Origin of the sequence: Sphingobacterium spiritivorum (genome assembly GCF_016725325.1) — a bacterium.
Taxonomy (GTDB): domain Bacteria; phylum Bacteroidota; class Bacteroidia; order Sphingobacteriales; family Sphingobacteriaceae; genus Sphingobacterium.
The window spans coordinates 4153050-4168229 of sequence record NZ_CP068083.1 but is presented as its reverse complement, the minus strand read 5'-3'; the positions used below and the strand labels follow the sequence as shown (position 1 = coordinate 4168229).

The 15180-nt window shown below is 38.6% G+C and carries 18 protein-coding genes; 7 read left to right on the top strand and 11 right to left on the bottom strand.

The window, feature by feature from the left end:
* The first annotated feature begins 5 nt into the window (after positions 1-5).
* Complete coding sequence (locus tag I6J02_RS17340; RefSeq protein ID WP_201679084.1) at positions 6-590, top strand: outer membrane beta-barrel protein; 585 nt, start codon at positions 6-8, stop codon at positions 588-590.
* 334 nt (positions 591-924) lie between these two features.
* Here the strand turns inward: I6J02_RS17340 and I6J02_RS17335 are convergent, their stop codons facing one another.
* From I6J02_RS17335 to pdxH, 3 genes are read right to left on the bottom strand one after another with little or no spacing between them, the layout of a single operon-like run.
* Positions 925-2121 (bottom strand): NADH-quinone oxidoreductase subunit D, encoded by a 1197-nt coding sequence (locus tag I6J02_RS17335; protein ID WP_201679083.1) that lies wholly within the window; start codon positions 2119-2121, stop codon positions 925-927.
* A gap of 17 nt (positions 2122-2138) precedes the next feature.
* The gene (locus I6J02_RS17330; protein WP_201679082.1) at positions 2139-2633 is read right to left on the bottom strand and encodes an NADH-quinone oxidoreductase subunit C; all 495 of its coding nucleotides are present in this window, start codon (positions 2631-2633) and stop codon (positions 2139-2141) included.
* A 2-nt stretch (positions 2634-2635) separates the two neighbouring features.
* Positions 2636-3289 (bottom strand): pyridoxamine 5'-phosphate oxidase, encoded by a 654-nt coding sequence (gene pdxH / locus I6J02_RS17325; RefSeq protein ID WP_201679081.1) that lies wholly within the window; start codon positions 3287-3289, stop codon positions 2636-2638.
* 135 nt (positions 3290-3424) lie between these two features.
* Here pdxH and I6J02_RS17320 point away from each other — a divergent pair, with 135 nt between their 5' ends.
* On the top strand, positions 3425-3994 hold the full coding sequence (locus I6J02_RS17320) for a YqgE/AlgH family protein (RefSeq protein WP_201679080.1): 570 nt from the start codon (positions 3425-3427) through the stop codon (positions 3992-3994).
* Positions 3995-4088: 94 nt separating this feature from the next.
* Here I6J02_RS17320 and dinB read toward each other — a convergent pair whose 3' ends face one another.
* On the bottom strand, positions 4089-5135 hold the full coding sequence (gene dinB / locus I6J02_RS17315) for a DNA polymerase IV (RefSeq protein ID WP_236582122.1): 1047 nt from the start codon (positions 5133-5135) through the stop codon (positions 4089-4091).
* A gap of 125 nt (positions 5136-5260) precedes the next feature.
* Here dinB and I6J02_RS17310 point away from each other — a divergent pair, with 125 nt between their 5' ends.
* Positions 5261-5500, top strand: a complete 240-nt coding sequence (locus I6J02_RS17310) for a hypothetical protein (RefSeq protein ID WP_201679078.1) — start codon at positions 5261-5263, stop codon at positions 5498-5500.
* 5 nt (positions 5501-5505) lie between these two features.
* Here the strand turns inward: I6J02_RS17310 and I6J02_RS17305 are convergent, their stop codons facing one another.
* Both I6J02_RS17305 and I6J02_RS17300 read right to left on the bottom strand, forming a co-directional pair.
* Positions 5506-5919 (bottom strand): DUF6157 family protein, encoded by a 414-nt coding sequence (locus I6J02_RS17305; RefSeq protein ID WP_201679077.1) that lies wholly within the window; start codon positions 5917-5919, stop codon positions 5506-5508.
* Positions 5891-6886: a helix-turn-helix transcriptional regulator gene (locus I6J02_RS17300; RefSeq protein WP_201679076.1), complete on the bottom strand. Its 996-nt coding sequence runs from the start codon at positions 6884-6886 to the stop codon at positions 5891-5893. The genes I6J02_RS17305 and I6J02_RS17300 overlap by 29 nt, the downstream gene beginning before the upstream one ends.
* A 159-nt stretch (positions 6887-7045) precedes the next feature.
* On the opposite strand from I6J02_RS17300, the gene I6J02_RS17295 reads away from it, so the two are divergent.
* The 4 genes from I6J02_RS17295 to I6J02_RS17280 all read left to right on the top strand — a co-directional run bounded on the left by I6J02_RS17295 (position 7046) and on the right by I6J02_RS17280 (position 10359).
* Positions 7046-8230: an MFS transporter gene (locus I6J02_RS17295; protein ID WP_201679075.1), complete on the top strand. Its 1185-nt coding sequence runs from the start codon at positions 7046-7048 to the stop codon at positions 8228-8230.
* Between the two features lie 88 nt (positions 8231-8318).
* Positions 8319-9443, top strand: a complete 1125-nt coding sequence (locus I6J02_RS17290) for a CofH family radical SAM protein (protein WP_201679074.1) — start codon at positions 8319-8321, stop codon at positions 9441-9443.
* 15 nt (positions 9444-9458) lie between these two features.
* Complete coding sequence (scpB, locus tag I6J02_RS17285) at positions 9459-10019, top strand: SMC-Scp complex subunit ScpB (protein ID WP_201679073.1); 561 nt, start codon at positions 9459-9461, stop codon at positions 10017-10019.
* Between the two features lie 196 nt (positions 10020-10215).
* A complete protein-coding gene (locus tag I6J02_RS17280; RefSeq protein WP_198137101.1) occupies positions 10216-10359 on the top strand; it encodes a hypothetical protein in 144 nt (47 codons plus the stop codon).
* Between the two features lie 120 nt (positions 10360-10479).
* Here the strand turns inward: I6J02_RS17280 and I6J02_RS17275 are convergent, their stop codons facing one another.
* The 5 genes from I6J02_RS17275 to I6J02_RS17255 all read right to left on the bottom strand — a co-directional run bounded on the left by I6J02_RS17275 (position 10480) and on the right by I6J02_RS17255 (position 15106).
* Complete coding sequence (locus tag I6J02_RS17275; RefSeq protein ID WP_003002937.1) at positions 10480-10812, bottom strand: helix-turn-helix domain-containing protein; 333 nt, start codon at positions 10810-10812, stop codon at positions 10480-10482.
* A 78-nt stretch (positions 10813-10890) separates the two neighbouring features.
* Positions 10891-12261 carry a UDP-N-acetylmuramate--L-alanine ligase gene (locus I6J02_RS17270; RefSeq protein WP_201679072.1) on the bottom strand — a complete coding sequence of 457 codons (1371 nt, stop codon included), beginning with the start codon at positions 12259-12261 and terminating at the stop codon, positions 10891-10893.
* Between the two features lie 6 nt (positions 12262-12267).
* A complete protein-coding gene (gene prmA / locus I6J02_RS17265; RefSeq protein WP_201679071.1) occupies positions 12268-13107 on the bottom strand; it encodes a 50S ribosomal protein L11 methyltransferase in 840 nt (279 codons plus the stop codon).
* Positions 13108-13113: 6 nt separating this feature from the next.
* Entirely contained in the window at positions 13114-13881 is a 768-nt protein-coding gene (gene tpiA / locus I6J02_RS17260; protein ID WP_201679070.1) for a triose-phosphate isomerase, read from the bottom strand.
* A gap of 16 nt (positions 13882-13897) precedes the next feature.
* On the bottom strand, positions 13898-15106 hold the full coding sequence (locus I6J02_RS17255) for a putative sugar nucleotidyl transferase (RefSeq protein ID WP_201679069.1): 1209 nt from the start codon (positions 15104-15106) through the stop codon (positions 13898-13900).
* Positions 15107-15180: the final 74 nt, after the last annotated feature.

The following is a 15180-nucleotide window of genomic DNA, read 5'->3' as shown; positions in this document are numbered from 1 at the left end:
TAAACATGAAAAAATTATTCTTAACATTAACTGCCATTACAGCTTTAACATTTGCAGCTAACGCACAAACAGAAAAAGGTAAATTCATTGTTGGAGGTCAGGTTGGCTTCTCTACTTCAAAAATTCAAGATACAGATATCAAAAGCAGCAGCTTTTCTATTATGCCACAAGTAGGTTATTTCGTAAGTGACAACTTCGCAATAGGTACAGGAATTGGTTATGAATACAACAAATCAGAAACAACAACTGAAAATGTAAATGATGCTTTCAAAGTTGCTCCATACGGACGTTATTACCTGGGTGAAGGACCAGTTAAGTTCTTCGGACAGTTAACAGTTCCAATGGCATGGGGTAATCAAAAAGTAGATGATGTAAAAACAAACAAAACTACAAATTACGGAGTTGAAGTAGCACCAGGTTTTGCATACTTCCCTACTTCTAAAATCGGAATCGAATTTAAAGTAAGAGGTTTGTACTATAATCATGGTCAGGTCGAAAACATTGCGACAGATACAAAAGTGAAAACAAATACATTCGGTTTGGATGCAAATTCTTTAGCACCTACAATCGGCGTACAATTCCACTTTTAATACTTAATATTAACAAACAAACGGAGATGAGGTATCTGTAAACAGATATCTCATTTTTTTTGTGCTTATAATTTGATTTTACCACTGTGTCTTAACTCTTTCAAAGGAAACTATTGCTATCAGATGAAGCTCTTGAAATCCTATCGCTGATTTTAGGCATGTGATCTATAACAAGACAATGTCTGCTATTTGGTTTGTATAAAATAAAAAAGTCCGCAAACCGAGCGGTTGCGAACTTTCTATTAACCAATTATAAACTTAAATTATGAGACTACAAATATAAGTGTTGAAACACTAAACACAAAATATTTTTGCATTTTTTTGCATGTTTCAATTATCTATCGACTTCTCCAAGCACAATATCAATTGACCCTAAGATCGCAATCAAATCCGCAATCAATACTCCCTTCCCTAATTCAGGTAATACGGACAAATTATTAAAACTGGGTCCTCTTGATTTAACACGTTTGGGAATATCAGATTTATCCTGCGCCACAAAATAGAACCCTAATTCACCTTTGGGGTTTTCGGCCCTTACATAATAATCCTGTGCTTTTATATTCACTTTCTTGGGAACTAATGCACGGGGATCAAAATCTGTTGTACGCGGAAAATCTTTTTGAAGACGCTCCAGACACTGTTTAACAATATGTACCGATTCTTTTATCTCATCCACTCTCACCTTATACCGATCCCAGCAATCTCCTAATTGTCCCATTTCTCCCTTCCCGACGGGAATATCAAATTCTAATTCAGGATATACAGAATATCCGTCAGCTCTCCTCAAATCCCACTTTATACCTGAAGCCCGCAACATTGGTCCGGAACATCCATAATTAATGGCTACATCAGCCGGAAGAGCCCCGATATTAGCAGTTCTTGAAATAAAGATCTGATTTTGAGTTAATAACTCATCCAGCTCGGTCAATTTAGGCTTGAAATACTCTACGAATTCAGTGCAACGCTCTTCGAATCCCACAGGAAGATCATAAAAGAGCCCTCCTATCCAGATATAATTATACAACATGCGTGAACCTGAAGCCCACTCCAGCATATTCATAATATGTTCGCGATCCCGAAAACACCACATAAACGGTGTAAATGCACCTATATCAATACCATAGGTACCTATTGCTATAAGATGTGAGGCAATACGGTTTAACTCGCAAACCAACACACGTATATACTCTACACGCTTAGGAATTCTAGTATCCAGTCCCAGCATACGTTCTACCCCCATTACATATGCATGGCTGTTATTCATAGAAGCCAGATAATCCAGACGATCTGTAAAAGGTATAGTTTTGGTATAATTGATAGATTCAGCATGTTTGTCAAAACAACGATGCAAATAACCCAGATGAGGGATAATATCTTTAACAATTTCTCCGTCAGTGATCAGTTCGAGTCGCAACACACCGTGGGTGGAAGGGTGTTGAGGTCCCATATTGATTACCATCTCCTGAGAACCGATAGCTGCTATCCTGTTTTGATAATTTGTAAATGCCTGATTATATACGTCGTTTGTCATTGAATCAAAAGAGAGAGTTAATTGATATTAATACCATGATACTGCTCGGGATCCTGGTAATCTTTGCGTAATGGAAATCCTTCCCAGTCATCAGGAAGCAAAATTCTTCGGAGATCTGGATGATCTGTAAAAAATATTCCCATCAGATCGAATGCTTCACGCTCATGCCATTCAGCTGTTTTCCAAACTGCAGATACCGAAGGCAGAGAAGGCAGAATTTCCAGATCCCGGCTTGCCGTCAATTCTGTCTTCAGAGTCAGCTGAAGTTGATGCGGAATAGAGGCTAAATGATAAACGACAGTAAAGGTATCCGCAGGAAAATCATCTACTGCTGTAATATTAGATAGAAAATCAAAATACGTATCTGAACAATCCCGAAGAAACTGACATACTTCAATCAGATTTTCGGGCATAATATATAAGGCTGGTTGCAGACCTGTAGCCTGTTCTTTTACAATTACTGCTCCGTCAAACTGGCGTATCAGCAATGCTTTAATATCTTCAAAGGTCATTTTTAAGGAGCTAAACGTGTAATTTTCCAGGAATCGGAAACTTTACTATACAACAATCGGTCATGCAGTCTGCTGCTTCTTCCCTGCCAGAATTCAACAGCTACAGGGCGCACCAGATATCCACCCCAGTGTTGTGGTCTGTCCACAGCATCCTGGTCAGCATACTGACTGTTCAACTCATCCACCTTACTTTCCAGATAAGCTCTGTTGGGAATCGTTTTACTCTGCGGAGAAGCAACGGCTCCAATTTGACTGCCTTTCGGTCTGGATGCAAAATATTCGTCAGAATCTGATGAAGGAAGTTTTTCTATTAAACCTTCAATTCTGACCTGCCTTTGGAGCTCAGGCCAAAAGAATAAAAGTGCAACATGACAATTTTCTACTACTTCATTTCCCTTACGGCTCTGATAATTAGTAAAAAAACTAAATCCGTTATCCTTCAGATCTTTCAGCAATACAATTCTGGAAGAAGGAAAACCTTCTGCAGAAACAGTCGCTAATGACATGGCATTTGGCTCCATTACTTCAGCATGTAGCGCTTCATTAAACCATTTTTCAAATTGTGCAAGAGGATCTGCATTAACCTGATCTTCTGACAATTCATTCAGCGTATAATCCACCCGTATCGCTGCTATATCTTTATGTATTATTGACATGATAGGAATAGTTGTCTATGTGCAAACTTACTAAAAAAGTGCTCCTTTTTTATCTCCTTAATGTATTTATTGATTTTTTCAAGACATATATTTCTCTTAATTACTATATTTATCACAAAGAAAGGAGATAAAGCTATGTTTAATGAACTACAACCGCAGAAAGGTAGTCTATTGGTTTCCGAACCCTTTATGCTTGATCAGAATTTTAAACGATCTGTCATCTTATTAGCGGATCATAATGAGAGCAACGGAACAGTTGGTTTCATATTAAATCAACGCACCCAACTTATGTTGTCTGATGTATTTCAGGATGTAGAACGGGAAGCTGACTTTCCGATTTATCTGGGAGGCCCTGTGGAATGTGAAGCTTTATTTTTTATTCACAAAGCATACGATCTGCTGCTCAGTGGTGAGCATATCATTGATGATGTATATTGGGGTGGAGATATAGAATTGGTACTTAAATTAGCGAAAGAAGAAAAAATAACATCTGATGAAGTGAAATTTTTTATCGGATATTCCGGATGGAGTCCTTATCAGCTGGATCGCGAGATTAAAGAAAACAGCTGGGCTGTAGATAATAAATTCAATAAAGATCTCACATTTATTACCGATGGAGAGGATTTGTGGAAACAGGCACTGATCAGTATGGGTCAGAAATATGCTCATGTCGCTAATTTTCCACAATCACCGGAATTAAACTAATACAGATACAAATTAAACTAATACAGATACATAAGCAAGGTCGTAAACTTACCTTTATTCTGTACCTCTGTTTTCAGCAAGTGCATACCGCATTTTAAAACAGTGTTAACTGTCTGTTTAGCTGCTGGTCTGGATCTTCACCTGTAAAATTGGATACTCCTACTCCCAGTAAGCGCACTTTCATTTCAATCAGTGAGACTTTATTCAGAAGCTCAGCAGCGATCTGATAGAGTGCCTCCTCACCTGTCACAGCCTTTAAAAATGTCATGCTACGTGTCGCCTGGGTAAAATCAGAAAATTTAACTTTTAAGGTAACAGTCTTACCTGTGAGCTCTTTTGCATTCAATCGTTTAACAAGACGTGCAGACAACTCTTTCAGAATATCTTCCAGAAACTGTATATCTGCAATATCCTGAGCAAAGGTATCTTCCACACTTATAGATTTTGTTTGCCTGTTAGGCTGTACCGGTCGATTGTCAATACCACGAACAATATTGTAGAAAAACTTACCTGTTTTACCAAAATGTCTGAGCAGAGCTTCTTCCGTCCACTGTTTCATATCTGCGCCTGTGTGTATTCCCAACTTTTTCATCTTTGAGGCCGTTACTTTACCAACACCAAAGAATTTTTCAATAGGCAAACGTTCCATAAAGACTACCACTTTTGAAGGTCCTATAAACGTCAGTCCATCCGGTTTATTCATATCGGAAGCTATTTTAGCGACAAATTTATTGACCGACACACCAGCGGATACTGTCAGGTTTAGCTCTTCCTGAATCTCCTTTTTGATCTGTTTGGCTATATCTATGGCGGATCCTATACCTTGTTTATCTTCCGTTACGTCCAGATAAGCTTCATCCAGAGAAAGCGGCTCGATTAAATCCGTATACCGAAGAAAAATTTGTCTGATCTGTTGTGATACTTCTTTATATACATCAAAGCGGGGATGTGTAAAGATCAGTTCGGGACATAACTGTAGCGCCTGTCGGGAGGGCATAGCAGATTTAACACCGTATTTTCTGGCTTCATAACTTGCGGTCGCCACGACTCCCCGCCCATCCGGAGATCCGCCAACTGCAAGCGGCTTTCCCCGCAATGCAGGAAAGTCCCGTTGCTCTACAGAAGCATAAAATGCATCCATATCCAAATGAATTATTTTGCGTTGGGTTTCCAAATTGTTTTAAGACAAAACCATAGTAAGCATAAGTAGCTAAGCAAAATTAGCCCTAAAATATTATTGAAAAAACTTATGTTTGTAAAAAAATCATGGAACAATTCTTAAAGCTGATCAATCAGGCAGGACTCGCTTCTCAGGTAGTGACCGATCTTTCTCTGGTGGTAGATGATAAGCATATCACGCACGGATGCATATTTAATGTGAAAGTAGACCGTAAGAATTTCAAGTTATTTGTTCCCTCTCCTCTGCATGAACATTTACTGGCCGATGGTAAAAAACCTTTGCTGAAAGAAATTATTCAGATAAAAGAGGTAATGCTCCTCAAATAACCAGGTTAAGCCCTTTTACTCCGCATAGCACGTGTATGCTGTAATGCAGTATCCTCTGACAGTTCTTTGTAAGCTTGTGTTTCTATTCCGTATACCGCCATTTTTCCAGATTCATCAAAATGTATACCCCATCCAAAGACTTTTGCCAATGGGGAAGCACGCATACATGCCTGCCCTTTGCTGAAAAAATCTGTTCTCGCAGAAAAATCACTCCTTTCAAAGCCATTTTTATCTGCATATAACCAGTAAAGTACATCATCCGAAGTATAGGTGTAAGGATGGGTGCGAATAAGATCAAGTTGCTGCTGAGCAACAGTTGGTTTATTTCCTCTTTGCGAAGGAATTGTGCCGCTTTTGACCGGGCAATCTTCGGCTGCCTCGATAAAAGTGTTAAAGTAATTCGTTGTGTATGTTTTCATTGAGCTGCGTCAGGTTTTCCATTGCTTTAAAGGTTAGTTCATGTACTCTAACTTTTAATTCGGGAGGTTCTTCAATCTCGGCTACGTCTGCAAACATCATAAACCATCGGGCAAAATCTTCACACATATAAGCTGTCATAAAAGTCAGTCTTACCTTTCCTCCTTCTACTCTTTCTTCGGATATAAAGCCGTAAGCATCTCGCTGCCAGACTAAATATTTAGCAATCTTTGCATCCATTAAAATGACAACTTTCCGCTTTTCCACATCCTGTCTTTTATGCAAAAACTCGCTAATAGCAGGATGCTCTATATCAAATGCATCTTCCAGAGCTTCTAATCGCTGAATACGATCTGTTCTGAATTGTCTGTACGCCTTGCGGAGATAACAATAGGCAATCATATACCAGAATTTATTCTCATGGAATATACCCACAGGCTCTATAACTCTGGTTTCCGGATGTTCGTTTTCAATAGTCTGATAATGCATTCTGACCTTTTTCTTTCGTGAAATGCTTTCAAAAAGCACCGACAATGCATTGGGTACTAATGTATTCAGATTTTTGCTGTTGGATTGTATAAGCACCTGAGATTCCAGATTAGATAGCAGGTCCTTTTCCATGGACTTGAGTACTGCCTTTATTTTGATTATTGCTGACGAAAAATGCTCCTGTATACCCTGATCTACATATTGCTGCATTAATTTTTCTGCTGCCACAAAACTGGTCGCCTCTTCTCGGGTAAACATAACCGGTGGAAGACGATAACCTTCCATCAAAGAATATCCTGTGCCGGCTTCTCCAAAAATAGGCACCCCGGAGGCTTCCAATGTTCTGATGTCACGATAGATCGTTCGTAAACTCACATTAAAGCGGTCCGCAAGCTCCTGTGCCTTTACAACTCTTTTAGATTGCAACTGAATCAGGATGGCAACCGTACGGTCAAATTTTTTTGGCGAATCATCATTCATACAACGTCTAAAGTTAAGGCTTTTTATATAATGAACAATCTATTTTTTCAGCCTTATACAGAAATACAATTTAGTGTTTAAACAATATTTCAATAAATTTATGACAAAAAACATCCTGAAGGAGTGTACCTTTGCCCCCTCACATGATTACGATATAAAATGAACAAAGGACTTATAGCTTTAGCATTCGGTGGTCTGGCAATCGGGATGACAGAATTCACAATGATGGGAATCCTTCCTGATATAGCTAAAGATCTGAAAATAGACATACCTGTAGCTGCTAATCTTATTGCTTTCTATGCCTTAGGCGTAGTGGTAGGCGCCCCTACATTAGTGGCTTTCAGTTCTAAGTATTCTCCAAAGAGTGTATTATTATTTTTAATGCTGTTGTTCTTTATTTTCAACGGTCTGTTTGCAATCTCTCCGGATTACAACACACTGTTGCTGACCCGCTTTATATCCGGACTGCCACACGGAGCATTTTTTGGAGTAGGTTCGGTAGTCGCGGCTAATCTGGCAAAAAAAGGTAAGGAAGCACAGGCGATATCTGTGATGTTCACAGGAATGACTATCGCTAATCTGGCCGGTGTACCTATTGGCACATACATAGGGCATCATTTTTCATGGCGGATAACCTATGCTATTATCAGTAGTCTTGGTTTATTGACGTTTCTGACGCTGAGCATGTGGCTGCCAAGGCTTAAAGCAAATAAAGACAGTAATATACTCAGTCAGATATCGTATTTCAAAAAATGGTACTCCTGGCTCATTATTGCGATTATCTCTATCGGTACAGGAGGTTTATTTGCATGGATCAGCTACATTGCGCCTTTGGTGACAAAAGTATCCGGACTTGACCCGGACCGAGTTCCCTACATTATGGTATTAGTAGGTCTTGGAATGTTTTTCGGAAATCTGCTTGGAGGAAAACTGGCCGACAGTATCTTGCCAACCAAAGCCTCTATGGCCAGTTTTGCAGCTATGGCCGTCTGCCTCGTTATCCTGTTCTTTGTTTCCCATATAGACTGGCTCGCATATGTCATGGCCTTTATTACCGGTATGATATCTTTTACAATAGGACCATGTCTGCAAATGATGCTCATCAATAATGCTAAAGGAGCAGAGACTTTTGCAGCTGCAGCCGGACAGGCAGCTTTTAATATAGGCAACACTTTCGGAGCATTTTTCGGCGCTATTCCGATTACAATGGGATTAGCTTATAATTATCCTTCTCTGGTTGGTGCAGGGATGGCCAGTATAGGAGCTTTACTGACATTCGTATTCCTGAAAACCTATGTTTTAAAGAAAAAAAACGCTGTTGAAAAAAGCGAGATTATCGCCTGACAGATGGGATTTTCTACTGAGATTTTCCGTTTATAAAACTTAACACATACGCCCTATTTTAAGTAAAAGGTACGTATCTTTGTAAGACATGAATATTAACAGTTTATTAGAACGTGCCTTAAATTTTGAATTCCTTTCCAAGGAAGAAGGCATCTATTTATATCATCATGCTGCTACTGCAGACCTGACTTACGTAGCTAATGAATGCCGCAAAGTACAGGTTCCGCATGGGAAAGTGACCTGGCAGATAGACCGTAATGTCAACACAACTAATGTCTGTATTGCCAATTGCAAATTTTGTAATTTTTTCAGACGACCGGGACATGACGAAAGCTACATCACAGATATAGAAACCTATAAGCAAAAGATAGAGGAAACCTTCAAATACGGAGGTGATCAACTCTTATTACAGGGAGGCCACCATCCTGACCTAGGTCTGGCTTTCTATGCTGACATTTTTAAAAAACTTAAAGAATTATATCCGACGCTGAAACTTCATTCGTTGGGTCCTCCCGAAATTGCACATATTGCAAAACTGGAAGGAATGACTCACATTGATGTACTGAGACATCTCAAAGAATCCGGACTGGATTCTCTACCAGGTGCCGGAGCTGAAATATTAAATGACCGTGTCAGAAGGCTGATTTCTAAAGGTAAGTGCGGAGGTAAAGAATGGCTGGATGTCATGAGAGCCGCGCATCAGCTTAATCTGCCAACATCTGCCACTATGATGTTTGGACATATTGAAACCATAGAAGAGCGTTTTGAACATTTGGTTTGGATACGCGAAGTTCAATCTGAAAAACCTCAGGATGCATATGGCTTTATTGCCTTTATTCCATGGCCTTTTCAGGATGATGGTACCCTTCTGAAACGATTGAGGGGAATCACAAATGATGTGACAGGTGAAGAATACATCCGTATGATTGCACTTAGCCGTATCATGCTTCCCAATATCAAAAACATACAGGCTTCCTGGCTGACTGTCGGTAAACGTACGGCAGAATTGTGTCTTCACGCCGGAGCGAATGATTTCGGTTCTATTATGATTGAAGAAAATGTAGTTTCTGCAGCTGGTGCTCCTCACCGCTTTACATCCAAATCCATTCAGGATGCTATTCGTGAAGCAGGTTTTGAACCTCAATTGAGAACGCAGACCTACCAATTCAGAGATTTACCTGAGCATATGGAAGAACAGGTAATCAATTATTAAAAAATAAAAAGTATAGTGAAGGACGTATTACTCCATATAGAAGCTATTGTATTTGCTTCTGAAGAAGGCATCACACTTAATGAGTTAAAACAAGTGGTGGAAGATGCTTTAGCTATCAGCATATCGAAGGATGAAATATCTGATCTGGTTGATCGTATCAAAACAAAATATCAACAAGAAGATTATATTCTCGAATTAAAACTTATTAATAACGCTTATCAGTTTCTGACCAAACCCATTTATCATGAATCGGTTAATCAGTTGCAATCTCATAAAGAGAAGAAAAAATTAAGTCAGTCGGCTCTGGAAACTTTAGCTATTATAGCCTATCGTCAACCCATCACAAAATTAGAAGTCGAACAAATCAGAGGAGTCAATTGCGATTACTCTATTCAGCGTTTGCTGGAAAAAAATCTCATTCAGATTACCGGAAAATCCGAAACCATCGGAAAACCATTATTGTATGGTACCAGTACCCAATTCATGAATCATTTTGGCATCAACAGTACAAAGGATCTCCCTCAACTGAAAGACATTGTCAATGAAGAAAACACTATTGGAGAAATTGCGGAATAGCACTTTCTCCAATGCTAATCTTTTGAATCCAACACAGCTCTTCAGACAAATCACAACAGCTTCTTTTTCAGTAAATTAATTTTAAAATTATTTTAAAAAAAAGTTTTTAGTTATGAATTTGTTAGCTAATTTTACTGTGTAAAAACAACAATAAACAAAGCAAAAAAGGGACATGACTATGATGCAAGAGACAGCAATGGAAGTTCTAGAAGATGACGTAATTCTTTCGTTCAACGGACCTGAGGATGATTCAGATGACGACTTTGATGAAGATTTTAATCTTGATGAAATCGATTCAATTGGCGAGTTTGATGATTTTGATGAGGATGAAGATTTCTAATTAAGTAGATTACTCTTTACCTATTAAGCATCAAATTTCCAGAAAGAATCGGATAGCTTCAGAAAGAAAAAGAAAAAGGTCGATATACATCGACCTTCTTTTTTTCATGGTAAGAGAAGCTTACAGTTTTTTATGTAATTGCTCATAAAGGTCAATCACTTTCTTTTGCAGTTCAATGACCTCCGTTTCTCTTACTTGTAGTTTTTTACTCATATCGGCTAACTCATTCGCATATTGCTTATCTTCTTCAGAATCTGAGGTAGACAAAAGTTGAACTACACTTAAACTAAAAAGTTTAGAGATTTGGTTCAACCTTGACAGATTTACATCTGTAATACCAGTTTCGATTTTAGAAAAAGCAGGGATTGAGATGTCCAATCTTTTCGCTACATCTTCTTGACTCCAACCTTTTTGGTGTCTAAGTAATCTGATTTTTTTTCCTAATGCATTCATGGGTGTGTTGTGATGTTTTTATATAGTATAACCAAAGTTAGTTAAAAAATATTAACATTTGATAAAAAAATACACAAATTAATCATTTTTAAAAAATTTATCAGCAAAACTAACCATATTAACCCCGCTGTAATTGCCAGAACTCATAAATAAAAGATTATAGCCCTTCGACTTAAAATCTTCCAAAAAGTAGTTTAAATTCGACAAATCCAAAACAACCTTGATGGAGTTATTTCCAAAGTAATCACGGATATCTTGCTCTAAATGATCAATATTTTTATTTTTCTCTTTAAAGGAATCTTTATTGATAAACACTACAGGGATATCAGCTTCATCCATTGCACCCCTGTAATTGGCTAAAAATTCCTTATTCAGACTATCATAAGCACTCAATTCAATGACGGCAACAAGTTCTTTTTGAGGAAACTGTTCTTTAACCGCATGAATGCTCCATCTCAATTTAGCCGGAGTATGTGCAAAATCCTGATAAACTACACTGCCATCCTGCCCAGCCACAAATTCCAGGTAACGGATAGAACTTTTAAAGCTCTTAATAGCTTCAAAAAATTCCTGTTTCTTGACCCCCAGCCATTCACAAACGGTGTAAGCTCCGGCGATATTGGATAAATTATGCTTCCCGAACACCTGAAGTGGGATTTGTTCATCACCATAATGGAGATAAGTTATACCCTTATTGATGGTGTACTCAGGAGATTTATATCCGTGTCTGTTTATTTTACAAACCATTGTCTCCCCCACCAGGGACTTTAAGACCTTATCCTCTTTGTTGTACACCAAAGTCCCTTTTAATACGATCGTATCGATAAATATGCGGAACTGATCATAATAGTCTTCCTGTGAAATAACAGATTTAAAGTTATCCCATTCTACATTACTTATTAAAGCAATATTCGGATGATAAAGGTGAAATTTAGATCTGTGATCTAATGTTGACGCATAATATTCATCGCCTTCGATAATAATGACAGGATTATCCGTAGTGAGATTCACCAGTCTGTCGAAGCCTTCCAACTGAGCACCTACAAGGTAATCAAAAGAGCGTCCTAAGGTTTTCAATACATGCATAATCATACTGGTAATAGTTGTTTTACCATATGATCCTGCGATCACCACACGCGTTTTCTGTTTACTTTGTTCGTAAACAAACTCCGGGAAAGAATAGATCTTAAGATCCAGTTCCTGTGCTTTGAGCAACTCAGGATTATCAGCTTCGGCATGCATCCCTAATATCACAGCATCAATATCCGAGTTGATCTTCTCCGGAAACCAGCCTATCTCCTGGGGAAGTAAATGCGCTTCCAAAAGACGCGTCCTGGAAGGCTCTACTATCTGATCGTCCGAACCACTGATCTGATGCCCCTGATTGGCTAATGAAATAGCCAGATTATGCATGATACTCCCGCCTATTGCAATAAAATGAATACGCATTATGAATTATGCTTTAGTGAATTTTGCTGAACACCAACCATCCAGCACTTTCTTCATAACAAATGAGAATCCCAGTTGTTTAGCCTTATCAGACAAAATAGCCAAATCCTCACCATCATAAAAGCCGCTAATATACAATTCTCCTTTATCTTTTAAAGAAGCTGCATATTGTTCAAATTGCTCTAAAAGTATATTTCTATTGATATTAGCCAGTATAGTATCAAATAAACGGTCTTTCAGCACTTCATAAGAACCCACTTGAGATTCAATATTACTGACGTTATTCAATATTTTATTTTCTTCAACACTATCTATACAAATGGGATCATAATCGACAGCAAAAACATGCGTCGCCCCGCGAAATGAAGCAAGTATAGCTAAAATTCCGGTGCCACATCCCATATCCAGAACCTGTTTTCCCTGAAAATCATTCTCCAGAATAAAGGAGAGCATCATGGAAGTTGTCTGATGATGACCTGTTCCGAAAGACATTTTAGGATCTATAATGATTTCATACGGATATTGCTCCTTATGTTCGTGGAATGTCGCACGTACATAGCATTGATCATCTACAACTATGGGATTGAAGTTGCTTTCCCATAGTTTATTCCAGTTTTGTTCTTCCAGATCATTTATGACATACTGAACATCTAATCCTTCAGGCGCATGCAGCAGAATAGTCTCCAGTTGCTGGAGATCAAGATTTGCAGAAGGAATATATCCTGCAAATCCTGATTCAGTATCTTCGAATGTATCGAAGCCTATTTCAGCCAGTTCAGCAATAAGAAGATCCTGTTGCCATTCCTCTGCGGAATTACAGGTGAAGATTACTTCGCTGTACTTCATCTTGTATTACGAATTGAATACTTTAACGATATCTGTAAAATCTCTCGATTTTAAAGAAGCTCCACCGATCAATCCACCGTCAATATCTTTCTGACTGAATAAGTCCGGTGCATTTGAAGGGTTACAGCTTCCTCCGTAAAGGATTGTCGTGTCATCTGCAAGCTGCTGATCATAGTGATTAGCCAGCGTTTCACGGATAAAAGCATGTACCTCTTGTGCTTGTTCAGGAGAGGCAGTCAGTCCTGTACCGATTGCCCATACAGGCTCATAGGCCAATACAACCTGTGCGAATTGTTCTGCTGACAAATGAAAAAGTCCTTTTTCTAACTGCGTCTTTATAATATCAAAGAATTTACCCGATTCACGTTCATCTTTAGTTTCACCGATACAGAAGATAGGTTTCAAACCGTGTTTTAAAGCAATATTAACTTTCTCTGCTAATAACTCATCCGTTTCGCCAAAATAAGCTCTTCTTTCAGAATGTCCTAAAATAACGTATTCTGCACCTACAGATTTCACCTGAGCAGCAGAAATCTCTCCTGTATATGCGCCAGATTCTGCCTGATGAATATTTTGAGCACCGACAGACACATTTACAGCTGTATGAGCCAGTTGACCCAGACTGTAAAGGTGGATCGCAGGGCTGCATACCACTACTTCCTGCTGTCCGATCACTTCATCTTTAACCATATTTACAATCTCAGAAAATAAACTTACTCCACTTTGGTAGTCCAGATTCATTTTCCAATTTCCTGCTACGATTTTTTTACGCATGTTAATTTATTTTTATTTAGAATTGATATTTTAATCTATTATTTTGTGTCAACGTATATACATGTTTTAGCAGCTCCACCTCATCATCATGATAGGGTTCTGCTTTCATCTCTTTCATATCACGGAGCATCTCCTCAAATTTATCCCAGCGATATTCTTCAGTTAGGCTATCTGTACACCAGCTAAAATCAGGTATAAATTTAGGAGAATATCCTGGTCTTGCATATTGAACTCCCACTCCTACTACTGTACCCGTATTGAAGGAAGTGTTAATCCCACTCATTGCATAATCTCCCATAATCAACCCACACTTTCTGAGGCCCGTATGACGGATATTATCCAGCGCATAATCATATATGCTTACAGGCTTCCAGTTATTCTTCAGATTTGAATTACTGGTACCAGCTCCGAGGTTACATCCATTCCCTATTACAGCACAGCCCAGATATCCGTCATGACCTTTGGCGGAATACGCACCCATTACCAGTGTACCAAGCTCTCCTCCTACTGTACTGTGAATACCTATCGATACATTTCCATAAATCCGGGTACCCATCTTAACTCTTGCCTGTTGTCCTATCGCCACATTCCCTCTCAAATGACTTCCCTCACTGATTTCAGCACCTTTAGCCAGATAAACAGGTCCATCAGTTGTATTGAAAGAGCAACATTCTGCAAATACTCCTTCTTCAATAAATATACGGTCTCCTATCAGTTGATTTGTACCGGACAAAGACTGCGAGCTTCTGCCTTGCGTCAATAATGCATAATCAAATTGAAGTTGTGCACTATTATGCCTGAATATATCTTCCGGATACCGGATATAAGATATATCATAAAGGAAGTCTACAGGACGCAGATTATCGAAGTGCTCTCTGGCCCATATACTGTCAATATCTGTTGATTTAATCCGAAATGCAATCCATTCTTCTTTATGATAGAGGATTTCTCCTTCCTTTAGCTGATGTATAGCAGCTATGAGTGCTTCTGAAGGGCAGACATTAGCTTTCAAAACAACAGCTTCTTCTGTTGTAATCAAAGTCGGAAATCGTACAGCAAGATACGGCTCAGTATAATAACTGCTCTTACAGTTGAAAATCTTACCCCACTTGTCTGCTAATGATAATATTCCGATATGCAAGTCCCCAACCGGCCTGGTGTATACCAAAGGCAGGAGATGATCTCTCCAGGAAGCTCTATCAAATAGAATAATATCAACAGCCATAGAAAATATAAAAGTACACAAAAAAATCCCGATAAAGATTACCGGGATTAATATAATACTCTTTTAAGTAAAAG

Coding starts and splice junctions, on each gene's coding strand:
- prmA (WP_201679071.1), bottom strand. CDS start 13,107: ATGAAGTACAGCGAAGTAATCTTCACCTGTAATTCCGCAGAGGAATGG.
- I6J02_RS17340 (WP_201679084.1), top strand. CDS start 6: ATGAAAAAATTATTCTTAACATTAACTGCCATTACAGCTTTAACATTT.
- pdxH (WP_201679081.1), bottom strand. CDS start 3,289: ATGTCAATAATACATAAAGATATAGCAGCGATACGGGTGGATTATACG.
- I6J02_RS17275 (WP_003002937.1), bottom strand. CDS start 10,812: ATGAATGCATTAGGAAAAAAAATCAGATTACTTAGACACCAAAAAGGT.
- I6J02_RS17290 (WP_201679074.1), top strand. CDS start 8,319: ATGAATATTAACAGTTTATTAGAACGTGCCTTAAATTTTGAATTCCTT.
- I6J02_RS17305 (WP_201679077.1), bottom strand. CDS start 5,919: ATGAAAACATACACAACGAATTACTTTAACACTTTTATCGAGGCAGCC.
- I6J02_RS17330 (WP_201679082.1), bottom strand. CDS start 2,633: ATGACCTTTGAAGATATTAAAGCATTGCTGATACGCCAGTTTGACGGA.
- dinB (WP_236582122.1), bottom strand. CDS start 5,135: ATGGATGCATTTTATGCTTCTGTAGAGCAACGGGACTTTCCTGCATTG.
- I6J02_RS17270 (WP_201679072.1), bottom strand. CDS start 12,261: ATGCGTATTCATTTTATTGCAATAGGCGGGAGTATCATGCATAATCTG.
- I6J02_RS17300 (WP_201679076.1), bottom strand. CDS start 6,886: ATGAATGATGATTCGCCAAAAAAATTTGACCGTACGGTTGCCATCCTG.
- I6J02_RS17310 (WP_201679078.1), top strand. CDS start 5,261: ATGGAACAATTCTTAAAGCTGATCAATCAGGCAGGACTCGCTTCTCAG.
- I6J02_RS17335 (WP_201679083.1), bottom strand. CDS start 2,121: ATGACAAACGACGTATATAATCAGGCATTTACAAATTATCAAAACAGG.
- I6J02_RS17255 (WP_201679069.1), bottom strand. CDS start 15,106: ATGGCTGTTGATATTATTCTATTTGATAGAGCTTCCTGGAGAGATCAT.
- I6J02_RS17295 (WP_201679075.1), top strand. CDS start 7,046: ATGAACAAAGGACTTATAGCTTTAGCATTCGGTGGTCTGGCAATCGGG.
- I6J02_RS17280 (WP_198137101.1), top strand. CDS start 10,216: ATGGAAGTTCTAGAAGATGACGTAATTCTTTCGTTCAACGGACCTGAG.
- I6J02_RS17320 (WP_201679080.1), top strand. CDS start 3,425: ATGTTTAATGAACTACAACCGCAGAAAGGTAGTCTATTGGTTTCCGAA.
- tpiA (WP_201679070.1), bottom strand. CDS start 13,881: ATGCGTAAAAAAATCGTAGCAGGAAATTGGAAAATGAATCTGGACTAC.